At 38.4% G+C, this 15,757-nt stretch carries 17 protein-coding genes; 1 reads left to right on the top strand and 16 read right to left on the bottom strand.

Annotation, left to right across the window (positions count from 1 at the left end):
- Window positions 1-46: 46 nt before the first annotated feature.
- From rodA to AAAT26_RS00690, 11 genes are all read right to left on the bottom strand, one after another.
- Entirely contained in the window at window positions 47-1,150 is a 1,104-nt protein-coding gene (gene rodA / locus AAAT26_RS00740; RefSeq protein WP_083791376.1) for a rod shape-determining protein RodA, read from the bottom strand.
- A gap of 8 nt (window positions 1,151-1,158) precedes the next feature.
- Entirely contained in the window at window positions 1,159-2,082 is a 924-nt protein-coding gene (locus AAAT26_RS00735) for a P-loop NTPase (protein ID WP_105086663.1), read from the bottom strand.
- A gap of 1 nt (window position 2,083) precedes the next feature.
- A complete protein-coding gene (gene mrdA / locus AAAT26_RS00730) occupies window positions 2,084-4,006 on the bottom strand; it encodes a penicillin-binding protein 2 (RefSeq protein WP_008714278.1) in 1,923 nt (640 codons plus the stop codon).
- Between the two features lie 19 nt (window positions 4,007-4,025).
- A complete protein-coding gene (gene mreD, locus AAAT26_RS00725) occupies window positions 4,026-4,520 on the bottom strand; it encodes a rod shape-determining protein MreD (protein ID WP_008714280.1) in 495 nt (164 codons plus the stop codon).
- Window positions 4,517-5,434: a rod shape-determining protein MreC gene (gene mreC, locus AAAT26_RS00720; RefSeq protein WP_004698531.1), complete on the bottom strand. Its 918-nt coding sequence runs from the start codon at window positions 5,432-5,434 to the stop codon at window positions 4,517-4,519. Before mreC ends, mreD begins: the two co-directional genes overlap by 4 nt.
- A gap of 1 nt (window position 5,435) precedes the next feature.
- On the bottom strand, window positions 5,436-6,473 hold the full coding sequence (locus tag AAAT26_RS00715) for a rod shape-determining protein (protein WP_004698656.1): 1,038 nt from the start codon (window positions 6,471-6,473) through the stop codon (window positions 5,436-5,438).
- A gap of 279 nt (window positions 6,474-6,752) precedes the next feature.
- Window positions 6,753-7,451, bottom strand: coding sequence for a RadC family protein (gene radC, locus AAAT26_RS00710; RefSeq protein WP_004696456.1), 699 nt, complete (start codon window positions 7,449-7,451; stop codon window positions 6,753-6,755).
- Window positions 7,452-7,628: 177 nt separating this feature from the next.
- Window positions 7,629-8,195: a Maf family protein gene (locus tag AAAT26_RS00705; protein WP_004698546.1), complete on the bottom strand. Its 567-nt coding sequence runs from the start codon at window positions 8,193-8,195 to the stop codon at window positions 7,629-7,631.
- An 86-nt stretch (window positions 8,196-8,281) separates the two neighbouring features.
- Window positions 8,282-8,902, bottom strand: coding sequence for a hypothetical protein (locus AAAT26_RS00700; RefSeq protein WP_105086664.1), 621 nt, complete (start codon window positions 8,900-8,902; stop codon window positions 8,282-8,284).
- Window positions 8,903-9,054: 152 nt separating this feature from the next.
- On the bottom strand, window positions 9,055-10,260 hold the full coding sequence (locus tag AAAT26_RS00695) for an acetate/propionate family kinase (protein WP_004696461.1): 1,206 nt from the start codon (window positions 10,258-10,260) through the stop codon (window positions 9,055-9,057).
- Between the two features lie 3 nt (window positions 10,261-10,263).
- Window positions 10,264-10,827 (bottom strand): hypothetical protein, encoded by a 564-nt coding sequence (locus AAAT26_RS00690; RefSeq protein WP_077708578.1) that lies wholly within the window; start codon window positions 10,825-10,827, stop codon window positions 10,264-10,266.
- 186 nt (window positions 10,828-11,013) lie between these two features.
- On the opposite strand from AAAT26_RS00690, the gene AAAT26_RS00685 reads away from it, so the two are divergent.
- Window positions 11,014-12,333 carry a tRNA(Met) cytidine acetate ligase gene (locus AAAT26_RS00685; protein ID WP_024061994.1) on the top strand — a complete coding sequence of 440 codons (1,320 nt, stop codon included), beginning with the start codon at window positions 11,014-11,016 and terminating at the stop codon, window positions 12,331-12,333.
- A gap of 123 nt (window positions 12,334-12,456) precedes the next feature.
- Here AAAT26_RS00685 and pyrR read toward each other — a convergent pair whose 3' ends face one another.
- The 5 genes from pyrR to AAAT26_RS00660 all read right to left on the bottom strand — a co-directional run bounded on the left by pyrR (window position 12,457) and on the right by AAAT26_RS00660 (window position 15,550).
- The gene (pyrR, locus tag AAAT26_RS00680) at window positions 12,457-12,978 is read right to left on the bottom strand and encodes a bifunctional pyr operon transcriptional regulator/uracil phosphoribosyltransferase PyrR (protein ID WP_004696466.1); all 522 of its coding nucleotides are present in this window, start codon (window positions 12,976-12,978) and stop codon (window positions 12,457-12,459) included.
- Between the two features lie 93 nt (window positions 12,979-13,071).
- Window positions 13,072-13,995 (bottom strand): RluA family pseudouridine synthase, encoded by a 924-nt coding sequence (locus tag AAAT26_RS00675; RefSeq protein ID WP_038125489.1) that lies wholly within the window; start codon window positions 13,993-13,995, stop codon window positions 13,072-13,074.
- An 86-nt stretch (window positions 13,996-14,081) separates the two neighbouring features.
- On the bottom strand, window positions 14,082-14,525 hold the full coding sequence (gene lspA / locus AAAT26_RS00670) for a signal peptidase II (protein ID WP_287507655.1): 444 nt from the start codon (window positions 14,523-14,525) through the stop codon (window positions 14,082-14,084).
- Window positions 14,526-14,630: 105 nt separating this feature from the next.
- Window positions 14,631-14,795 carry a 4Fe-4S ferredoxin gene (gene fdxA, locus AAAT26_RS00665; RefSeq protein ID WP_004696472.1) on the bottom strand — a complete coding sequence of 55 codons (165 nt, stop codon included), beginning with the start codon at window positions 14,793-14,795 and terminating at the stop codon, window positions 14,631-14,633.
- 491 nt (window positions 14,796-15,286) lie between these two features.
- Window positions 15,287-15,550: a SemiSWEET family transporter gene (locus tag AAAT26_RS00660; protein WP_004696474.1), complete on the bottom strand. Its 264-nt coding sequence runs from the start codon at window positions 15,548-15,550 to the stop codon at window positions 15,287-15,289.
- Between the last annotated feature and the right edge of the window lie 207 nt (window positions 15,551-15,757).

The following is a 15,757-nucleotide window of genomic DNA, read 5'->3' as shown; positions in this document are numbered from 1 at the left end:
GTCTTTAATGAAAGACTTCTTTCACAATCAATCCTATGAAAGGATATTAAAATATATATTTTGTCCGCTGTCTAGCAATATTTAATAAAATGCCAATGCTCAGCATATTAGTTGTTAGCGCACTAACACCATAGCTAAGGAATGGCAACGGAATCCCCGTTACAGGCATGATACCAATCGTCATGCCTACGTTTACGAGCACTTCAAAAGCAAACATCGTACCAATACCCGTTGCTAATAACATACCGAAATTATCATTGCAGGTATATGCTACTTGAATGCTGCGATAAATAAGCATAAACAATAATAGCAATACTACAATGCATCCTACAAAGCCAAATTCTTCGCCGATTACAGAAAAGATAAAGTCCGTATGATTTTCTGGTAAAAAGTTCAACTGACTTTGAGTACCATTAAAGATACCTTTACCAAAAATCATACCCGACCCGATGGCAATCTTAGATTGAATAATATGATAGCCAGAACCAAAGGGATCGATATCTGGATTTAAAAATACTAGAATACGTTGCTTTTGGTATTCTTTCAGTACAAACCAGCCCAAAGGCATCAAGAGTAAAGCCACACTCGCAATAATTTTTATAAGCTTAGTTTTGATACCAGATATAAAGAGCATCCCTACAAATATAGCAATATATACGAGGGATGTCCCCAAGTCAGGTTGTAAGAATACGAGAAGGATAGGAATCCCTACATATAACACTGGCATCAATAGGGATTTAAAAGTATCTAACTTGCCAATGCGCGGTTCTAACATTTTAGCCATACAGATAATCATCAATAGTTTAGAAAACTCTGAAGGCTGAATAGTAATTGGCCCCAGTTGAATCCAACGCTGTGCACCTAGTGCGGAGGTACCAACTACCATAACTGCAATTAACATAAGCATGGTAATCACATAAATCATATTCCCCCACCCTTTAAGGCGATGGTAATCTAGAAATTGCATGCCTATAACGACAGCTATATTTGCTAAAAAGAATACGAGTTGTTTTACCACTAAACTACCAAAACCGATAGCCTCATGATTCACATGGGTAGCACTACCAATAGCTGTAAGACCAATTCCGACAAGTAATATAGTACATATGATGATAGTCCAATCGCTATCTGTCCATATTTTACGCCACATCATATCACCTATTTCAACTTGCTACGGCGCCACAAGCTTTGTTTCCCTTGCACCAATAAGCGTTGCGTGGTCCAACCGCCACGATTAATGTAATGAACATTGTTAGAATCCTCAAAAATAGACTCACCTACTGTTGCAAGACTTGGTGTACTATCTTGCTCCTTCGATGTTTTTTTCTTAGTTACATAAGCATCGAAGTGCTTTTGTACATCGTAGTCTTCCCAACACTCACCGGTAGTTACATAATCAACAAGAGGTGCTAACATAGCTTTTAGTTCGCTAGAAACAAATTCTAACAAACGACCATCTTGTGTATAGGTCAAAATATCCTCATCATAAGGGATTATAGCCCCTACATATTCAGCGCGAAGGACTTCTAACATATCATATAAATTGATATTCTCTCCATCGATAGGTACTGCATTAAAAGCAATAGCATAATCACGAATATTATGTTCTTGACATACTTGAATCATGCGCGCCCCATTACGTAAGGACACCCATAAAGGATGCGTCACCACGATGCAGCGATTTACTAATTCTAAAATAGACTCTATGCCCTTACCGATACCAGCAGGAGCATCAATTAAAATATAGTCATATGTCTCAGAGAGGCGACGAACTAATTTTTTATATTTTTTACGACCTATATCTTCCCAACGAGCACTTTGGCTAGCTGGTAGAAAATCTAAGTTTTCAGCAATTGATACGATGGCATCATCCATATAGTCTTTATCTTCGCTCGCATCTAATGCGTCGTAAATAATTTCATTTGCCACTCCTAACACAAGGTCTAAATCGCGCAATCCAAAATCTCCATCACAGAGCAATACGTGATGCCCTGCATTGCTTAAGGCTGAACCCAAGCAAGCGGTAATCGTAGTCTTACCTACGCCCCCCTTACCGGATACAACGCCGATTATCTCGCCCATACTAATCCTTTCTTGGTTGTCCACTAGTTACCGCATTCTGAGGTTTTTGCCCTTTATTAATACTTGTCCCCGTAGCAGTTTCCTTATTGCTCTTACTATTTGTATCATTAGATTTCTTATTCACTGGTACATTGAAGTACGCAGCCAATATATCTCGTACGATAGGCCCTGCAGAGCCCGCACCAAAGCTACCTTGCTCAACAAGTGCAACCACTACAATTTGTGGCTTATCATATGGTGCATAGGCTACAAACCAGCCGTGATCTCTGCCATGTGCATTCTCTGAAGTACCTGTTTTACCAGCTACATCAATAGGGAATCCTTTAAACAACTCCCCTGCTGTACCACCTTCATTAGTAACATCACGCAAGCCTTCGCGAACAAGATCCATAATATTTTTTGGTACAGGTAAGATACCGAGCTTGTCTGGGCCAAAGATTTCTTTTGGCGTGCCATCCTTATTATCAATACGGCTCACTACATATGGGCGGTATTTAATGCCACCATTTGCTACTTCACTGAGCATAACAGCCATTTGTAATGGTGTCACCAAAGTAAAAGACTGACCTATGGCCGCATCAAAGGTTTCACCTAAATACCAATCTTCATCATACACTTTGCGTTTATAAGCAGGACTTGCCATATTACCAGAGGCCTCACCAACAAGATTGATGCCTGTCTTTTCGCCAATACCAAAGTAGCCAGCATATTTTACAAGTCCTTCTATGCCAACGCGATTGCCCATTTCATAGAAGTAAACATTATCTGATTTTGCAAGAGCTTTATTAAAGTTAAGCCACCCTAATGCTTCACCTTCTGCATTTCGTTTATCGATAAGCCAATGTTTACCACTATCAAAAATCATTTCTTCAGGGGTAACCTTTTTCAGGTCTAAAGCCGCCGTACCTGTAATAATCTTGAACGGAGAACCTGGTGGATATTCACCAGAAATAACCTTATTATCAAATGGATGATTCTTATCGTTATTCAATTGATTCCACTGTGCCGTTGTAATCCCTTTCGCAAACCAGTTAGGATTAAACTCAGGGGCGCTGACCATGGCCAAAATGGCACCCGTATTTGGATCCATTGCTACTACAGCAGCTCCTTGAGCTGGAATGCCTTGGGCACGCAACTGTTCTAATTGGTTCTTAACAGCTTCTTCAGCAGCCTTTTGTAGATTTGCATCTATTGTCAAATGGATATTAGATCCAGGCACTGTATGCTTTCTATCTACCTCCGCAACCGGTCGGCCTGTAGCATCAACCTCTACCTGTTTACCACCATCAGTACCACGCAAGATGGAATCATATAGTTTTTCAAGACCAGAACGGCCTAAAATAGTACCACCACTAATAAGGGTATTTGGATCTTGCTGTTTTAGCTCTTCTAATTCTTCTTCGCTCACTTCACCCACATAACCAAAGAGCTGAGAAGCCATCGTTTCATATGGATAATAGCGAAGTGGTTCTACATCTATGGTAACACCTGGTAATTCATGACGATGCTCTTCGATGCTTGTAACTACATCCATAGAAATATCATTAGCAATACGAATTGGCTCATAACCATATTTATGATCATTTACCTTTTTTGTAATATCTTCTGGTTTAATTTTCAGCAAAGTTGCCAACTTAGCAACTTCACCTTCGTCTAGAGCCTTCCCCGTAGGCAAAATGGAGATAGTGTATGCCGGTCTAGAACCTACTAAGATCTGACCATTTCGATCGTACATAATACCACGAGCAGCTGTCATGGATACCATGCGCAAACGGTTGCCTTCTGCCTTAGCTTGGTAATAACCACCAGACAAGATTTGCAACGACATCAGGCGTAATGCCAAAACTATAAATATGCCGGCTACAATGTAAAAGAGTACATCAAAGCGATTCGTTTTTCTTCGTTTATAGAGGCCTTCAAGCACTCTTTCACCCCCTTAATCCTTACCAAATATAACCTTGTTGTTCATCATCTTTACGCCATAACAAACCATGCACAATAGCGCCTAACAAGCCATTCCAGAACATCACGGGTAATACCATATGCCACAAGTATAGTCCAAAGTGCAAATCGCCACCACTAGCTAATATCATAAAGCTACGAATAACGCCATCTAGTAGCGTACAAATAGCTACTATACCGCTAGACCAATACCAGCGTTCTTCATAGATACGATGCTTTACGGCAGATAGTAGGTATACCACAATTACGTAAGGGAATAGATGGAGCCCAAAAAAGTTAGATATCAATACATCATGTACGATACCCCCAACAACAGCGGATATCAGCCCCATACGACGACCTTTAAATAAAGTAATCATAACAATTATCGTCAAAATTAAGTTTGGTAACCAATTTGTATGAAAAATAGTAGGCAATAATTGCGCTTGTATAAAATATATTAAAAATCCAGAGAGAACTAAAGCTAGACGCATCATTGTTTAACGGCCCCCTTTGCACCCTCTACTTGATCTCGTTGTGTTTGAGGCACAAGTTTAGGTTCAAGTTCTGGTTTTTGTGGTGCACTTAGAGAAGACGAGGTAAGCACAAAAACTTCTTCTAAACGATGAAAATCTACACTCGGTGTGACTACCGCATTTTTAACAAATCCTTCCGAATCATTTTCGATAGATTGCACGTTGCCAACAGGTAGACCTTTCGGATAAATGCCTCCATATCCAGAGGTAATCAACTTATCACCTACCAATACATCACCATCGCGAGCAATATTTACCATAGATGGTGTACGAGGTGTATTGCCATTACCTTTTACAACGCCAGACAAACGAGATTCAGGTCGTTGTACAAGGATACCTATTGCGCTACGCGGATCAAGAATGGTTTGAACGCGAGCAGAATGCGGATATACATCTGTAATAAAACCAACGACACCACTAGGTACAACAACAGCCATATTAACTGCCATACCTTCTTCACTCCCTTTATCAATGGTGAAAGTATTTGTCCAAGTACCGTAATCCTTTGTAATGATACCTGCTAGGGTCATGGAGAATTCTGGATGGCTACTCTTATAGTTTAAAAGCTGACGAAGGCGAATATTCTCTGCTACTACTTCATCGTAGTTAACTACCTTTTGTTCCAATGTAGCTTTACGAGATGCTTCCTCTTCACGTTCGATAGTAGAGAAAATAGCATTATTAAGTACTGTAAAGCTAGTTTGGACGCCCTCTAATAAACGAGCTGACCCATAAGAGAAAGGCGTTGTAATTCCTTCAAGGGTAACCGTAACAAAGGGAATACTAGTCCGTTGCTTCCACGCAAAGCCGAGCAATGCCATTAGGATACAACCAATGACAACGATGATAATTAACTTTTTATCTGACTGTATCATGCTAGTCTCGGCCCTTTCTATTCTTAGAATTTACAATAAAACGCGATAAGCTCACCAAATCAGATGAGGCCCCATTAAGGCCTACCACAACTTTTGTTTCAGGTGCTTCAGGAACGTGAACAGGTACACCTACTTCAGTACCAATCCGATCCGCTAAGCCAGATAGTCTTGCCGTACCGCCAGTAAGCCATATGCCATGTTGCATAATATCAGCCACGATTTCTGGTGCCGTAGCACGAATCATTTGCTTAACCTCATCCAAGAGTCCTATCAAACATTCATTTACAACTTGGTACACTTCAGATTGATGAATCACACAACGTCTACCTAAGCCGTTCATCATATCGCGCCCCTGAAAGGCATACTCTGCATCCTCTAAAGGAGCGATAGCTGTACCTAATGTATGCTTAATATCTAATATGGTCTCATCAGATACGATAACGCCAAAACACTCACGCACATAGCGCAATAAGGCATTATTAATATCAGAACCACCAAAACGAATTGTTTTGCTATCTACGATACCACCTAAAGAAACAATCCCCATATCAATAGTGCCACCACCGATGTCAATAACCATAGATCCTTGCGCTTCAAAGATAGGCACACCACAACCAATAGCAGCTGCCACAGGTCGTTCAATGAGGAATACCTCTCGAGCACCAGCTTGAATAACAGCATCCATCATAGCTCGTTGCTCAACATCGGTCATGCCACAAGGAACCCCTACGACAACGCGGGCTCGACGCAACGCATTAGACACCTTATTAAGAAAGTAGCTAAGCATAGTATGCATAACACGATAGTCAACGATAAATCCATCCTTTAAAGGCGTTAACGGACGCCACATATCGGGCATGCGCAATACGAGGCGCGCCGCTTCATCACCAACGGCTACTACTTTTTCTTGTTTTGTATCAGTTGCTATAATCGATGGTTCGCTTATAACAGTCCCTCGCGTCCCCCCCATGAGGCGCGTTTGTATGGAACCAATATCTATACTTACATCTTTTCCTAGAGTAGGTAAAATGGAACTCATAGTAATTTCTCCTTCATTACATCATCATTCCATTTTACCATATATAACGCGACTTTTTCCATTGATATCAGTACCTTTCCTTTTGTTAAAAGCACAGATAACGCATAATCCCTGTACTCATAAGTCATACATAAAAATTACATAACTTCATACATATAATCTCATACACAATAAGGAAAAGCACTCATTTATAGGAACTTACCCATGCGTCAAAATTAGGTATAGTTCAAAATGAGTGCTTTTAATAATCTTACTTGGCTTTGTTCAGTTTATTTAGGCTCAGCTCAATTTACCAATTTCGCTGAGGCTCGTAAATTCATTATCCCCTATAACAATATGATCAAGTACAGGAATCCCCATAAATTGACCAGCACTAACAAACATTTTCGTTAGCCGTATATCTTCATCACTTGGTCTACTATCACCTGACGGGTGGTTATGGATTAGAATAATAGCCGCCGCATTGCATGCTATAGCTTTTTTAAATACTGCTCTTTGCTCTACAAGGCTTGATACCAATCCACCATTAGAGATATGCTCCAACTGAATAAGCTTATTTCGAGATGTTAGCATGGCAGCCCACACATGTTCCACATCTTCGTGCCGCAGTCGTTCCATCACATATTGAGCTATTACAAAAGGTTGCGAAAAATCTTCATAAGTCTCTTTAATCTTAAGCTCCCCTAGACGCCTACCCATTTCAAGTGCTGCACATAGCGTCACTGCTTTATCTCTACCAATACCCTTGATTTTGGTTAGATTATCTACGGTCATTCGGTTAAGACCATATACGCCATCATCAAAGGATTGTACGATATCACTTGCCAAAGAAATCGCAGATTGCCCCTTTACCCCTGTACGCAATAAAATAGCCAACAACTCCTCCATCGCCATATGTGAAGGGCCTAAGGCGAGAAATTTTTCTCGCGGGCGCTGGAATGGTAGCATATCTTTTACACTTACTGTTGGTACTTCCATAGAATCTCTCCATTCAAATAGATAACACCATTTGTAAATCAAACAATAAACACATCTACTCTCTTAAAAATTATTCAGCACAGCACAGCACAGCACAGCACAGCACAGCACAGCACAGCACAGCACAGCACAGCACAGCACAGCCAATTATATCACTATCTGTCTAATACGCTAGTACTATTTTGCCCCTAACGCCTTGCACAGTTCCTCGTATACATGTTCAACTGGTAACCCTACCACATTAGTATAAGAGCCCTCTATTTTATCTACCCATAATGCACCTTTTCCTTGGATGCCATAAGCTCCAGCCTTATCCATCGGTTCCCCACTAGCAATATAAGACTCAATTTCAAAGGGTGCTAATTGTTTAAAATATACTTTTGTTTCATTGTGAAAAACTATCTCCTCCCCTTTGATGAGTAACGCGACTCCAGTGATTACAGAATGTGCTCTACCCGATAAATGCTCCAACATATGGCGTGCATCGGATTCATCATGTGGCTTTCCTAATACTTTATTATCAAGGACAACAATAGTATCTGCGCCTAACACAATACTTCCGTCTGGAACACCTACAGCACAACGAGCCTTACCTAATGCTTGGGCTTTCACCATTTCAATAGGGTTGTCGTAACCCTCATTAGATTCCTCATAAGTACTGGATACAACAGTATGATCAATCCCAACCTGTGTTAATAATTCAGTTCTACGTGGTGATTGACTCGCCAAATATAATCCAGCCATATACGCTCCTTCGTATTAAAAAACTTGTACATAAAATTCTTGGTATAACTAAACTATCCTGCCTATCCCCCAGAACTTACCATCCCTTACATAGTTGTTCCTTTATCTTCTTTTGAAGAAATTAATCTTTCATAATATTCTTGTACATCTTCCCCATGTTTTACCGCATCAGCTCGCACCGCTGCATAAAATACAATATCCGCTTGAGGCACACGAATACGGCCAGGCACATGCTCTTCTAATATTTCAAAGAATCTATCGTCGGCTTTCAACAGCAAACGACCATTTTTAACTTTATTTCCATCTACAATAGAATACACAAGAGACCAAATCGGGCGCGGGTCAGAGGTAGAACATTTTCTATATTTATAGCGGTATTTAATATTTGTCAACAACTCACGTTCAAACTTGAACACCCCATCAATCATGTTATAATCTACTTCAAAATGACGATTTCTAAAGATAGAGTGCTCTTCAATCACAAGCTTTGTATCTGTCAAAATATATGTATATCTACTAACAGCCTGTTTAACCATAACAATGATGGCCATGATTTCAATAAAATACTCAGCTAATAAAACCGTATGTAATTGAATACTGCGATACGTTGTATAAGCTGCTGCACACAACAATAAAATCACAAAAAATACTACCAATAACTCTGCACTTCTGGTGCGCTGAGATTTTTCTTCATATAATACTGTCATGCTTTACCCCTTTTAAAGAAATCACTAATTAATAACTATACATCCTATTATAAGATATTCTATGCATAAAAACTACAAAAACCCCGTCCATATCCGAGATATAGACGGGGTTTTATGACTCTATTAGTCACTCAGTTCAGATGCGAACTATATTATTTTTTCAACGCTGCTGTAATACGTTGAGTATCACGAGCAATCATGATTTCTTCGTTTGTAGGAATTACAAAGATTTTAACCTTAGAGCCTTCAGCACTGATTTCTTGTTCTTTACCACGAACATTATTGCGTTCAGAATCAATACGAGTACCTAAATATTCCAAACCGTTACAGATTGCATCACGGTTACCAATACCGTTTTCACCAATACCAGCAGTAAAGATGATAGCATCTACACCGCCCATAACAGCAGCAAAGGCACCGATTACACGGCGAACTTTGTAATGGAACATATTCAATGCCAATTGTGCGCGTTTATTGCCGTTAGCAGCAGCTTCTTCAATCACACGGAAGTCATTGGATACACCAGAAATCCCTAATACACCGGATTCTTTATTCATAACTCTATCGATTTCTTCATAGGTCATACCTGTTTTTTCCATCAAGAATGGAACGATAGCAGGGTCAATATCACCTGTACGCGTACCCATGATCAAACCGGACAATGGAGTAAAGCCCATTGTAGTATCGATGGAGCGACCACCTTTAATAGCAGCCACAGAGGAACCATTACCCAAGTGGCATGTGATGATACGAAGATCAGTCATATGTTTACCCATTAATTCTGCACAACGTTGTGCTACATATTTATGGGACGTACCATGGAAGCCGTAACGACGAATACCATAATCTTCATAATAAGAGTAAGGAAGCGCATACATATATGCTTCTTTTGGCATAGTTTGATGGAATGCAGTATCAAATACAGCAACTTGAGGTACACTCGGCATAATAGCTTCACAAGCTTCAATACCTTGAATGTTTGGTGGGTTATGTAATGGTGCAAGAGAAGCACATTCTTCCAACGCTTCCATAACTGCTGGTGTAATCAATACGGAATCAGCAAATTTTTCACCGCCGTGTACTACACGGTGACCTACAGCATCAATTTCATCCATCGAAGAGATAACACCAAATTCAGCATCAACTAAAATATCTAGCAAAATACGAAGCGCTTCTTTATGGTTCAAAATTGGTTCAACGCGTTCTAATTTATCTGCATTAGGACGTTTGTGAGTGAAGATAGCATCTTGATCACCAATCTTTTCAAAAAGGCCTTTTGCCAATTCTGTTTCAGTTGTCATATCAAGTAATTGATATTTCAAAGAAGAACTACCGCAGTTAACTACTAATACGTTCATCGATTAACCCTCTTTCTGTTGTGTAACTTGAATCTTGTTTTGAATTTCTTTGCTGATATCAGCACCTACCTGATCCTTTTCAGGATATTGGTAGATTATATTCCACAATACGCCATGATCTAAGAATACGTATTGAGAAAAGCTAAATGTTTGCCCTTGTGTTGTATACGTCACATCAAGCTTCTTTGCAGATGTACCTTGTAAAGCTACAGATTCTTCCTTGATGGTTGCGCCCATCTTCGTGAATTCAGACTTGCTGCGATTTAAAAACTCATCAACCGTAGGCAATGGTTTATTGTCACCAGCACGCAATGCTTCAACTTCAATCACCATATGTTCTGTAACGGAACCATAAATATCAATTGGATACCCATCATCAGTCATATTTTTTGTACTTTTACCCATTTCATAAGGCAAGGCAATGGTAATTTCAGATTGACCAACACGGATAACTTGATGGCCAAAACTATATGTATCCATTACATTTGTAGAGCCACATCCCGCCATTGCTAGCAGCACAGCACCGAGCAGAGTCCCTTGTAATGTACGTTTCCAATTTTGTTTCATCATATACCTCACATCAATTCAGCATTTACAGTTAATTATAGCCTATAGTGTCAAGAAAATCTATACTAAACTTAATATTTACACATAACATCATTTCTATAAACAAGCCTTTTTTATAGATATCATGAAATGTAGTTTACAGCATTTCTTCGCTTTGTTACACTAACAATAATGAAAGGAGTCACTATGAAAACAATCGGTATTATCTGTGAATACAATCCATTTCACAATGGACATGCTCATCAATTACATACCTTAGCACAAGAGCATCCTGAAGCGCTGCGCATTTGTATCATGAGTGGTTCCTTTGTACAACGAGGAGAACCTGCTATTTTTTCTAAATATGACCGTGCTCGTTGGGCTATTCTCGGTGGTGCAGACATCGTTATCGAGCTACCTACACTCTATTCTTTGGGTAGTGCACAACTGTTTGGAACAGGTGCTATTCGCATGGTAAAAGCTTTACATATCGATGCACTCTCCTTTGGTTCTGAAACGGCTGATTTAGATACATTCGTAGATATAGCTAAACGTATGGATTGTGAAAGTACTCAAATAGTATTACGGACCTATATTAACGAAGGCATGTCCTATGGCTCTGCCTTCCGTAAAGCCCTTAATACAGAGATGCTCAACACCCCTAATGCACTGTTAGGACTTGAATATATTCGGGCAGGACTTACCTATTATCCTTCCTTAAAATATATACCAATCTTACGCACATCAGATCATCACGACGCGAATATTACAAAAGATTTTCCTTCTGGTACAGCATTGCGTAAACTCATAACAGAAATGGCTACAAGTAGTAACAATTGTAATAAAAATAGTATCTACACTTCTACAGATATAGATACAACGACAAGTACAAATTCAAATTCAACTGCAACTGCAACTGCAACTACATTAACAAAATTAAATGCACTAAATAGTAAAATAAAATTACAACTTCAGTCAATCGTTCCTAAAACTATTGCAGACGATATGACTAATATAATTTCTAATGGTGCTTATGTAAACTATAACCGCTACTATGATATGGTCCATACCTTAAGTCGTCGTACTTCAACTAAGGAGCTAGAAAGCTTTGGAGAGTTCAACGAAGGCATTGAACACTTATGGTCCAAAGCGGCCCAACAACCTACGTGGAACTTGGCTATGAAGCAAATAAAATCAAAGCGCTATACCTATGCCCGTTTACAACGAATGGGAGCCTATCTCACCTTAGGAATACAAAAAGATTTACTACAAAGTGCTATACAGGAAGCGCCACAATATGCTCGCTTGCTAGCCTTCAACGATAGAGGTCGTCAATGGCTTCGAAATGATTTTGAAATACCACTTATTCAAAAATGGGCCAAAGCACCTAATGAATTAAATACGTTGGGACAAACGATGCATCAAATCGATACATTAGCTACAGATATACAGGCCTTATGCTTACATAATGAAGTTAAACGAATAGGTCATATGGACTACACCTATACGCCACAATACATAAAATAAGCAAAACTACGATCTGGTAGAAACATTCTGCACATAAATATAAGAGTCAAATAATTTAATTTTATTAAGATAATCATCTTATTATATGATAATACTCAAAAAAATAAGGGGTTACAATACAGATTATTCCTGTATTGTAACCCCTTCTTCACCATCCAGATCAGCGACGGCAACGCGTACACTTTCAAGATGTGATGTAGGAATATTTTTACCTACATAGTCCGCTCGTATAGGCAATTCACGATGACCACGATCGACGAGGACGGCCAATTGAATAGATCTTGGTCTGCCAGCCGTCATTAATGCATTTAAAGCAGCACGGATGGTACGGCCCGTATACAAAACATCATCTACAAGAATAATTGTCTTTTCCGTTGTATCAATCGTACACGGTTCCCCCTCTTTAGGACGAGCATCACGATCATCACGATACACTGCAACATTCAAAGACTCACAATCAATATGAATACCTTCTATACGCTCAATTTCCGCTTGTAAACGTTTTGCCAAAATGACACCACGCCGTTCAATACCTACAATTAACGCATTAGATAAACCTTTATTGCGTTCTAAAATTTCATGACTAATACGACGAATCGCACGCATTATAGCGTCTTGATCCATTAGTAAGCGTTTCTTTTCCATATATACGCCCTTACAGCATAGGATTATTCTATGCCCCTATATCCAAATAAGTAGTAAAAATAAGTACTTAGACAATCAATGTAAACATTTAGACTATTTTCGTTTATCTTCACGGTAGGTCTTAGCAAATTCTAAGCACGCCTCAAAGTCAGCTGGTACCGGTGCTTCAAAGTGCATTTCTTCACCTGTAATAGGGTGTTTAACATCTAACGATTTAGAATGTAATGCTTGCCCTTCTATAGGAAAATCCATACGTCTATATCCATAAAATGGGTCATTAACAACAGGATGTCCAATATGAGCAAAGTGAACACGAATTTGATGGGTTCTGCCAGTCTCCAAATTACATTCAACCAATGTTTGATGACCATAACGCTCCAATACTTTAAAATGTGTTACTGCATCTTTACTGTTTTCAAAGACAACAGCCATTTTCATACGGTCCTTAGGATGGCGTCCAATAGGCGCCTTTATAGTCCCCTTTTCTTCTACAATATTGCCTTGTACTAGCGCCCAGTACGTACGTCTTGCAGAATGTACTTTTACTTGCTCTGCTAGACCAATGTGTGCTGCATCATTTTTTGCCACCATCATAACACCAGACGTATCTTTATCTAAGCGATGCACAATACCTGGCCTAATTTCACCATTAATACCTGATAGGTCCTTACAATGGAATAATAGAGCATTTACAAGGGTTCCAGAATAATTCCCTACTGCAGGATGTACCACCATGCCACGAGGTTTATTAACAATAACAATATCGTGATCTTCGTATAAATAATCTATAGGGATATCCTCAGGTTTAACCTCAATCGATTCGGGCTCTGGGATTTCTACATGAATGACAGTATCAGGTGTAAGCCGAAGATTAGCCTTTCCTACTTTATCACCTACTGTAACATGACCACCTTTAATTAAACTTTGAATATAGCTACGAGATCCTTCCATCTGTTCAGTTAAAAATACATCTAGTCTCATGCCTTCTTGCTCAGCACTTACAATATATTCATTCATCCTCTATTCCTCTTTGAGTCAAGTATAAGATATATATTTATTGACGAATCAAGTCAATGATCTATAAAGGACCCTAATAATGAAAGCTATTCATGGTCCTCTTTCAATGAAAACAAATAAAATACAACAAAAGCTACACCTATGCAAATACCAATATCTGCCACATTAAAAATAGGCCATACACGAAAATCAAAAAAGTCCACTACCCCATGAATCATGTATCGGTCAATGCCATTACCAATTGCACCTGCGACTAATAAGGCGGATCCGATTTGCAAAGTCCAATGGCCCTTAGCTAATCGCTTCCAATAAAAAGCACAAACAGCTAATAGAACAAAAGCCACTAGTAAGAAAAACCATCGTTGATTCGCTAACATGCCAAAGGCTGCACCGCGATTAATAATATAGGTAAGATGAAATACATTAGGAATAACAGGTAAAGATTCACCTAACAAAAAATGATTCATTACATAATATTTAGTTAATTGGTCCAATAATAACCAAATGATAAGTACTGTATAAAACAAGATTAACTCCCTTACTATAATATAATTCTTAATAGTCCTATTATACTAAGTTACGCAAATTTAGGCAAAATAAAAAGCCCCTCAATGAGGGGCGTGTTTTATTTGTGATTACTCAGCGGAAATTACAGAAACTGGGCAAACGGATTCGCAAGAACCGCAATCGATGCAAGCATCGCCAATTTCGTATTTAGTTTCGCCTTCAGTAATGCAGGAAACTGGGCAAACAGATGCGCAAGAACCACATTTAATGCAACCATCAGCAATAACTCTCATAATTAGGACCTCCATCAAAATATAGATCAGAACTTTTTATTATCATTTAGAAAGGCACTTGCCTCAACTTATGTTCTCATTATCACACAGTTCAAATTGAAAGTCAAATGAAAATGATAAAAAATTATAGAATATTTTGCATAATAATTGTTCCTTTTTATCATAAAAAGCCTATATTCATATGCATTTTGATATTTCTTTTCATTTATGTAATTGAGTTTAATAATCAATAATTGAGAATGCACTAATTATCATTTCAATTAAAATACGTACTATTATACTAGGAATTCAATTATCAATATTTATTATCATAAAAACTATTTTTTTATTACAACAGATTTAACGCTTATCTATATTTTAATCTAACATATAAACTTCACTCTAAAAAAGGCCGAATCATACGATTCGACCTCATTTATATTTATAAAGTAAAGTAATATCTTTACTATTATTCACTATATAACAATAATACTATTTTTTTCTTATAGCACTTAGAAAGATGTTAAGAATGTTAGTGTACCTAAAATAACGCCTGCAAGGTTTGGTACGATTAAAATATAATCACGTTTAGGTGATTTTGTCCAACCATATAATACCCAGATCAAACAGGATACTGCTGCAAATAATGGTTGCCATGGTTGACTAGGTTGACCATGAAGATTAGCAATTATTTGTGGGATATAGGCTAAAAATACAAATACACCAATAAATGCACCAATAGAACCAACTAACATGTTAAATCTTTCTTTTGTCATAGATGACCTCCTTATTCAACATTACATTATTATATCTTACACAATATACTATATCATATTTTTTTCGATGTAGTCAATTGTGTAAAATTAATCATGCAAATTAGTTTAATTCATATTGCTTTTGATTACACTTATATGTAATCTATATTAAAATCATATAGACTAAAATCATAAAAAACGAGGCCGAATCTTACGATTCGACCTCGT

Origin of the sequence: Veillonella parvula (assembly GCF_040094895.1) — a bacterium.
Taxonomy (GTDB): Bacteria; Bacillota; Negativicutes; order Veillonellales; family Veillonellaceae; genus Veillonella; species Veillonella parvula_L.
The sequence above is the reverse complement of the archived record's forward strand: the minus strand, read 5'-3'. Positions and strand labels throughout refer to the sequence as shown.

What these genes read in the sequence shown, in the direction of transcription:
- mreD (WP_008714280.1), bottom strand. Translation starts at nt 4,520, where the DNA reads ATGATGCGTCTAGCTTTAGTTCTCTCTGGATTTTTAATATATTTTATA.
- radC (WP_004696456.1), bottom strand. Translation starts at nt 7,451, where the DNA reads ATGGAAGTACCAACAGTAAGTGTAAAAGATATGCTACCATTCCAGCGC.
- AAAT26_RS00735 (WP_105086663.1), bottom strand. Translation starts at nt 2,082, where the DNA reads ATGGGCGAGATAATCGGCGTTGTATCCGGTAAGGGGGGCGTAGGTAAG.
- AAAT26_RS00675 (WP_038125489.1), bottom strand. Translation starts at nt 13,995, where the DNA reads ATGAATGAATATATTGTAAGTGCTGAGCAAGAAGGCATGAGACTAGAT.
- mreC (WP_004698531.1), bottom strand. Translation starts at nt 5,434, where the DNA reads ATGATACAGTCAGATAAAAAGTTAATTATCATCGTTGTCATTGGTTGT.
- rodA (WP_083791376.1), bottom strand. Translation starts at nt 1,150, where the DNA reads ATGTGGCGTAAAATATGGACAGATAGCGATTGGACTATCATCATATGT.
- AAAT26_RS00700 (WP_105086664.1), bottom strand. Translation starts at nt 8,902, where the DNA reads ATGACAGTATTATATGAAGAAAAATCTCAGCGCACCAGAAGTGCAGAG.
- AAAT26_RS00690 (WP_077708578.1), bottom strand. Translation starts at nt 10,827, where the DNA reads ATGAAACAAAATTGGAAACGTACATTACAAGGGACTCTGCTCGGTGCT.
- AAAT26_RS00660 (WP_004696474.1), bottom strand. Translation starts at nt 15,550, where the DNA reads ATGACAAAAGAAAGATTTAACATGTTAGTTGGTTCTATTGGTGCATTT.
- AAAT26_RS00715 (WP_004698656.1), bottom strand. Translation starts at nt 6,473, where the DNA reads ATGAGTTCCATTTTACCTACTCTAGGAAAAGATGTAAGTATAGATATT.
- AAAT26_RS00685 (WP_024061994.1), top strand. Translation starts at nt 11,014, where the DNA reads ATGAAAACAATCGGTATTATCTGTGAATACAATCCATTTCACAATGGA.
- pyrR (WP_004696466.1), bottom strand. Translation starts at nt 12,978, where the DNA reads ATGGAAAAGAAACGCTTACTAATGGATCAAGACGCTATAATGCGTGCG.
- fdxA (WP_004696472.1), bottom strand. Translation starts at nt 14,795, where the DNA reads ATGAGAGTTATTGCTGATGGTTGCATTAAATGTGGTTCTTGCGCATCT.
- AAAT26_RS00695 (WP_004696461.1), bottom strand. Translation starts at nt 10,260, where the DNA reads ATGAACGTATTAGTAGTTAACTGCGGTAGTTCTTCTTTGAAATATCAA.
- AAAT26_RS00705 (WP_004698546.1), bottom strand. Translation starts at nt 8,195, where the DNA reads ATGGCTGGATTATATTTGGCGAGTCAATCACCACGTAGAACTGAATTA.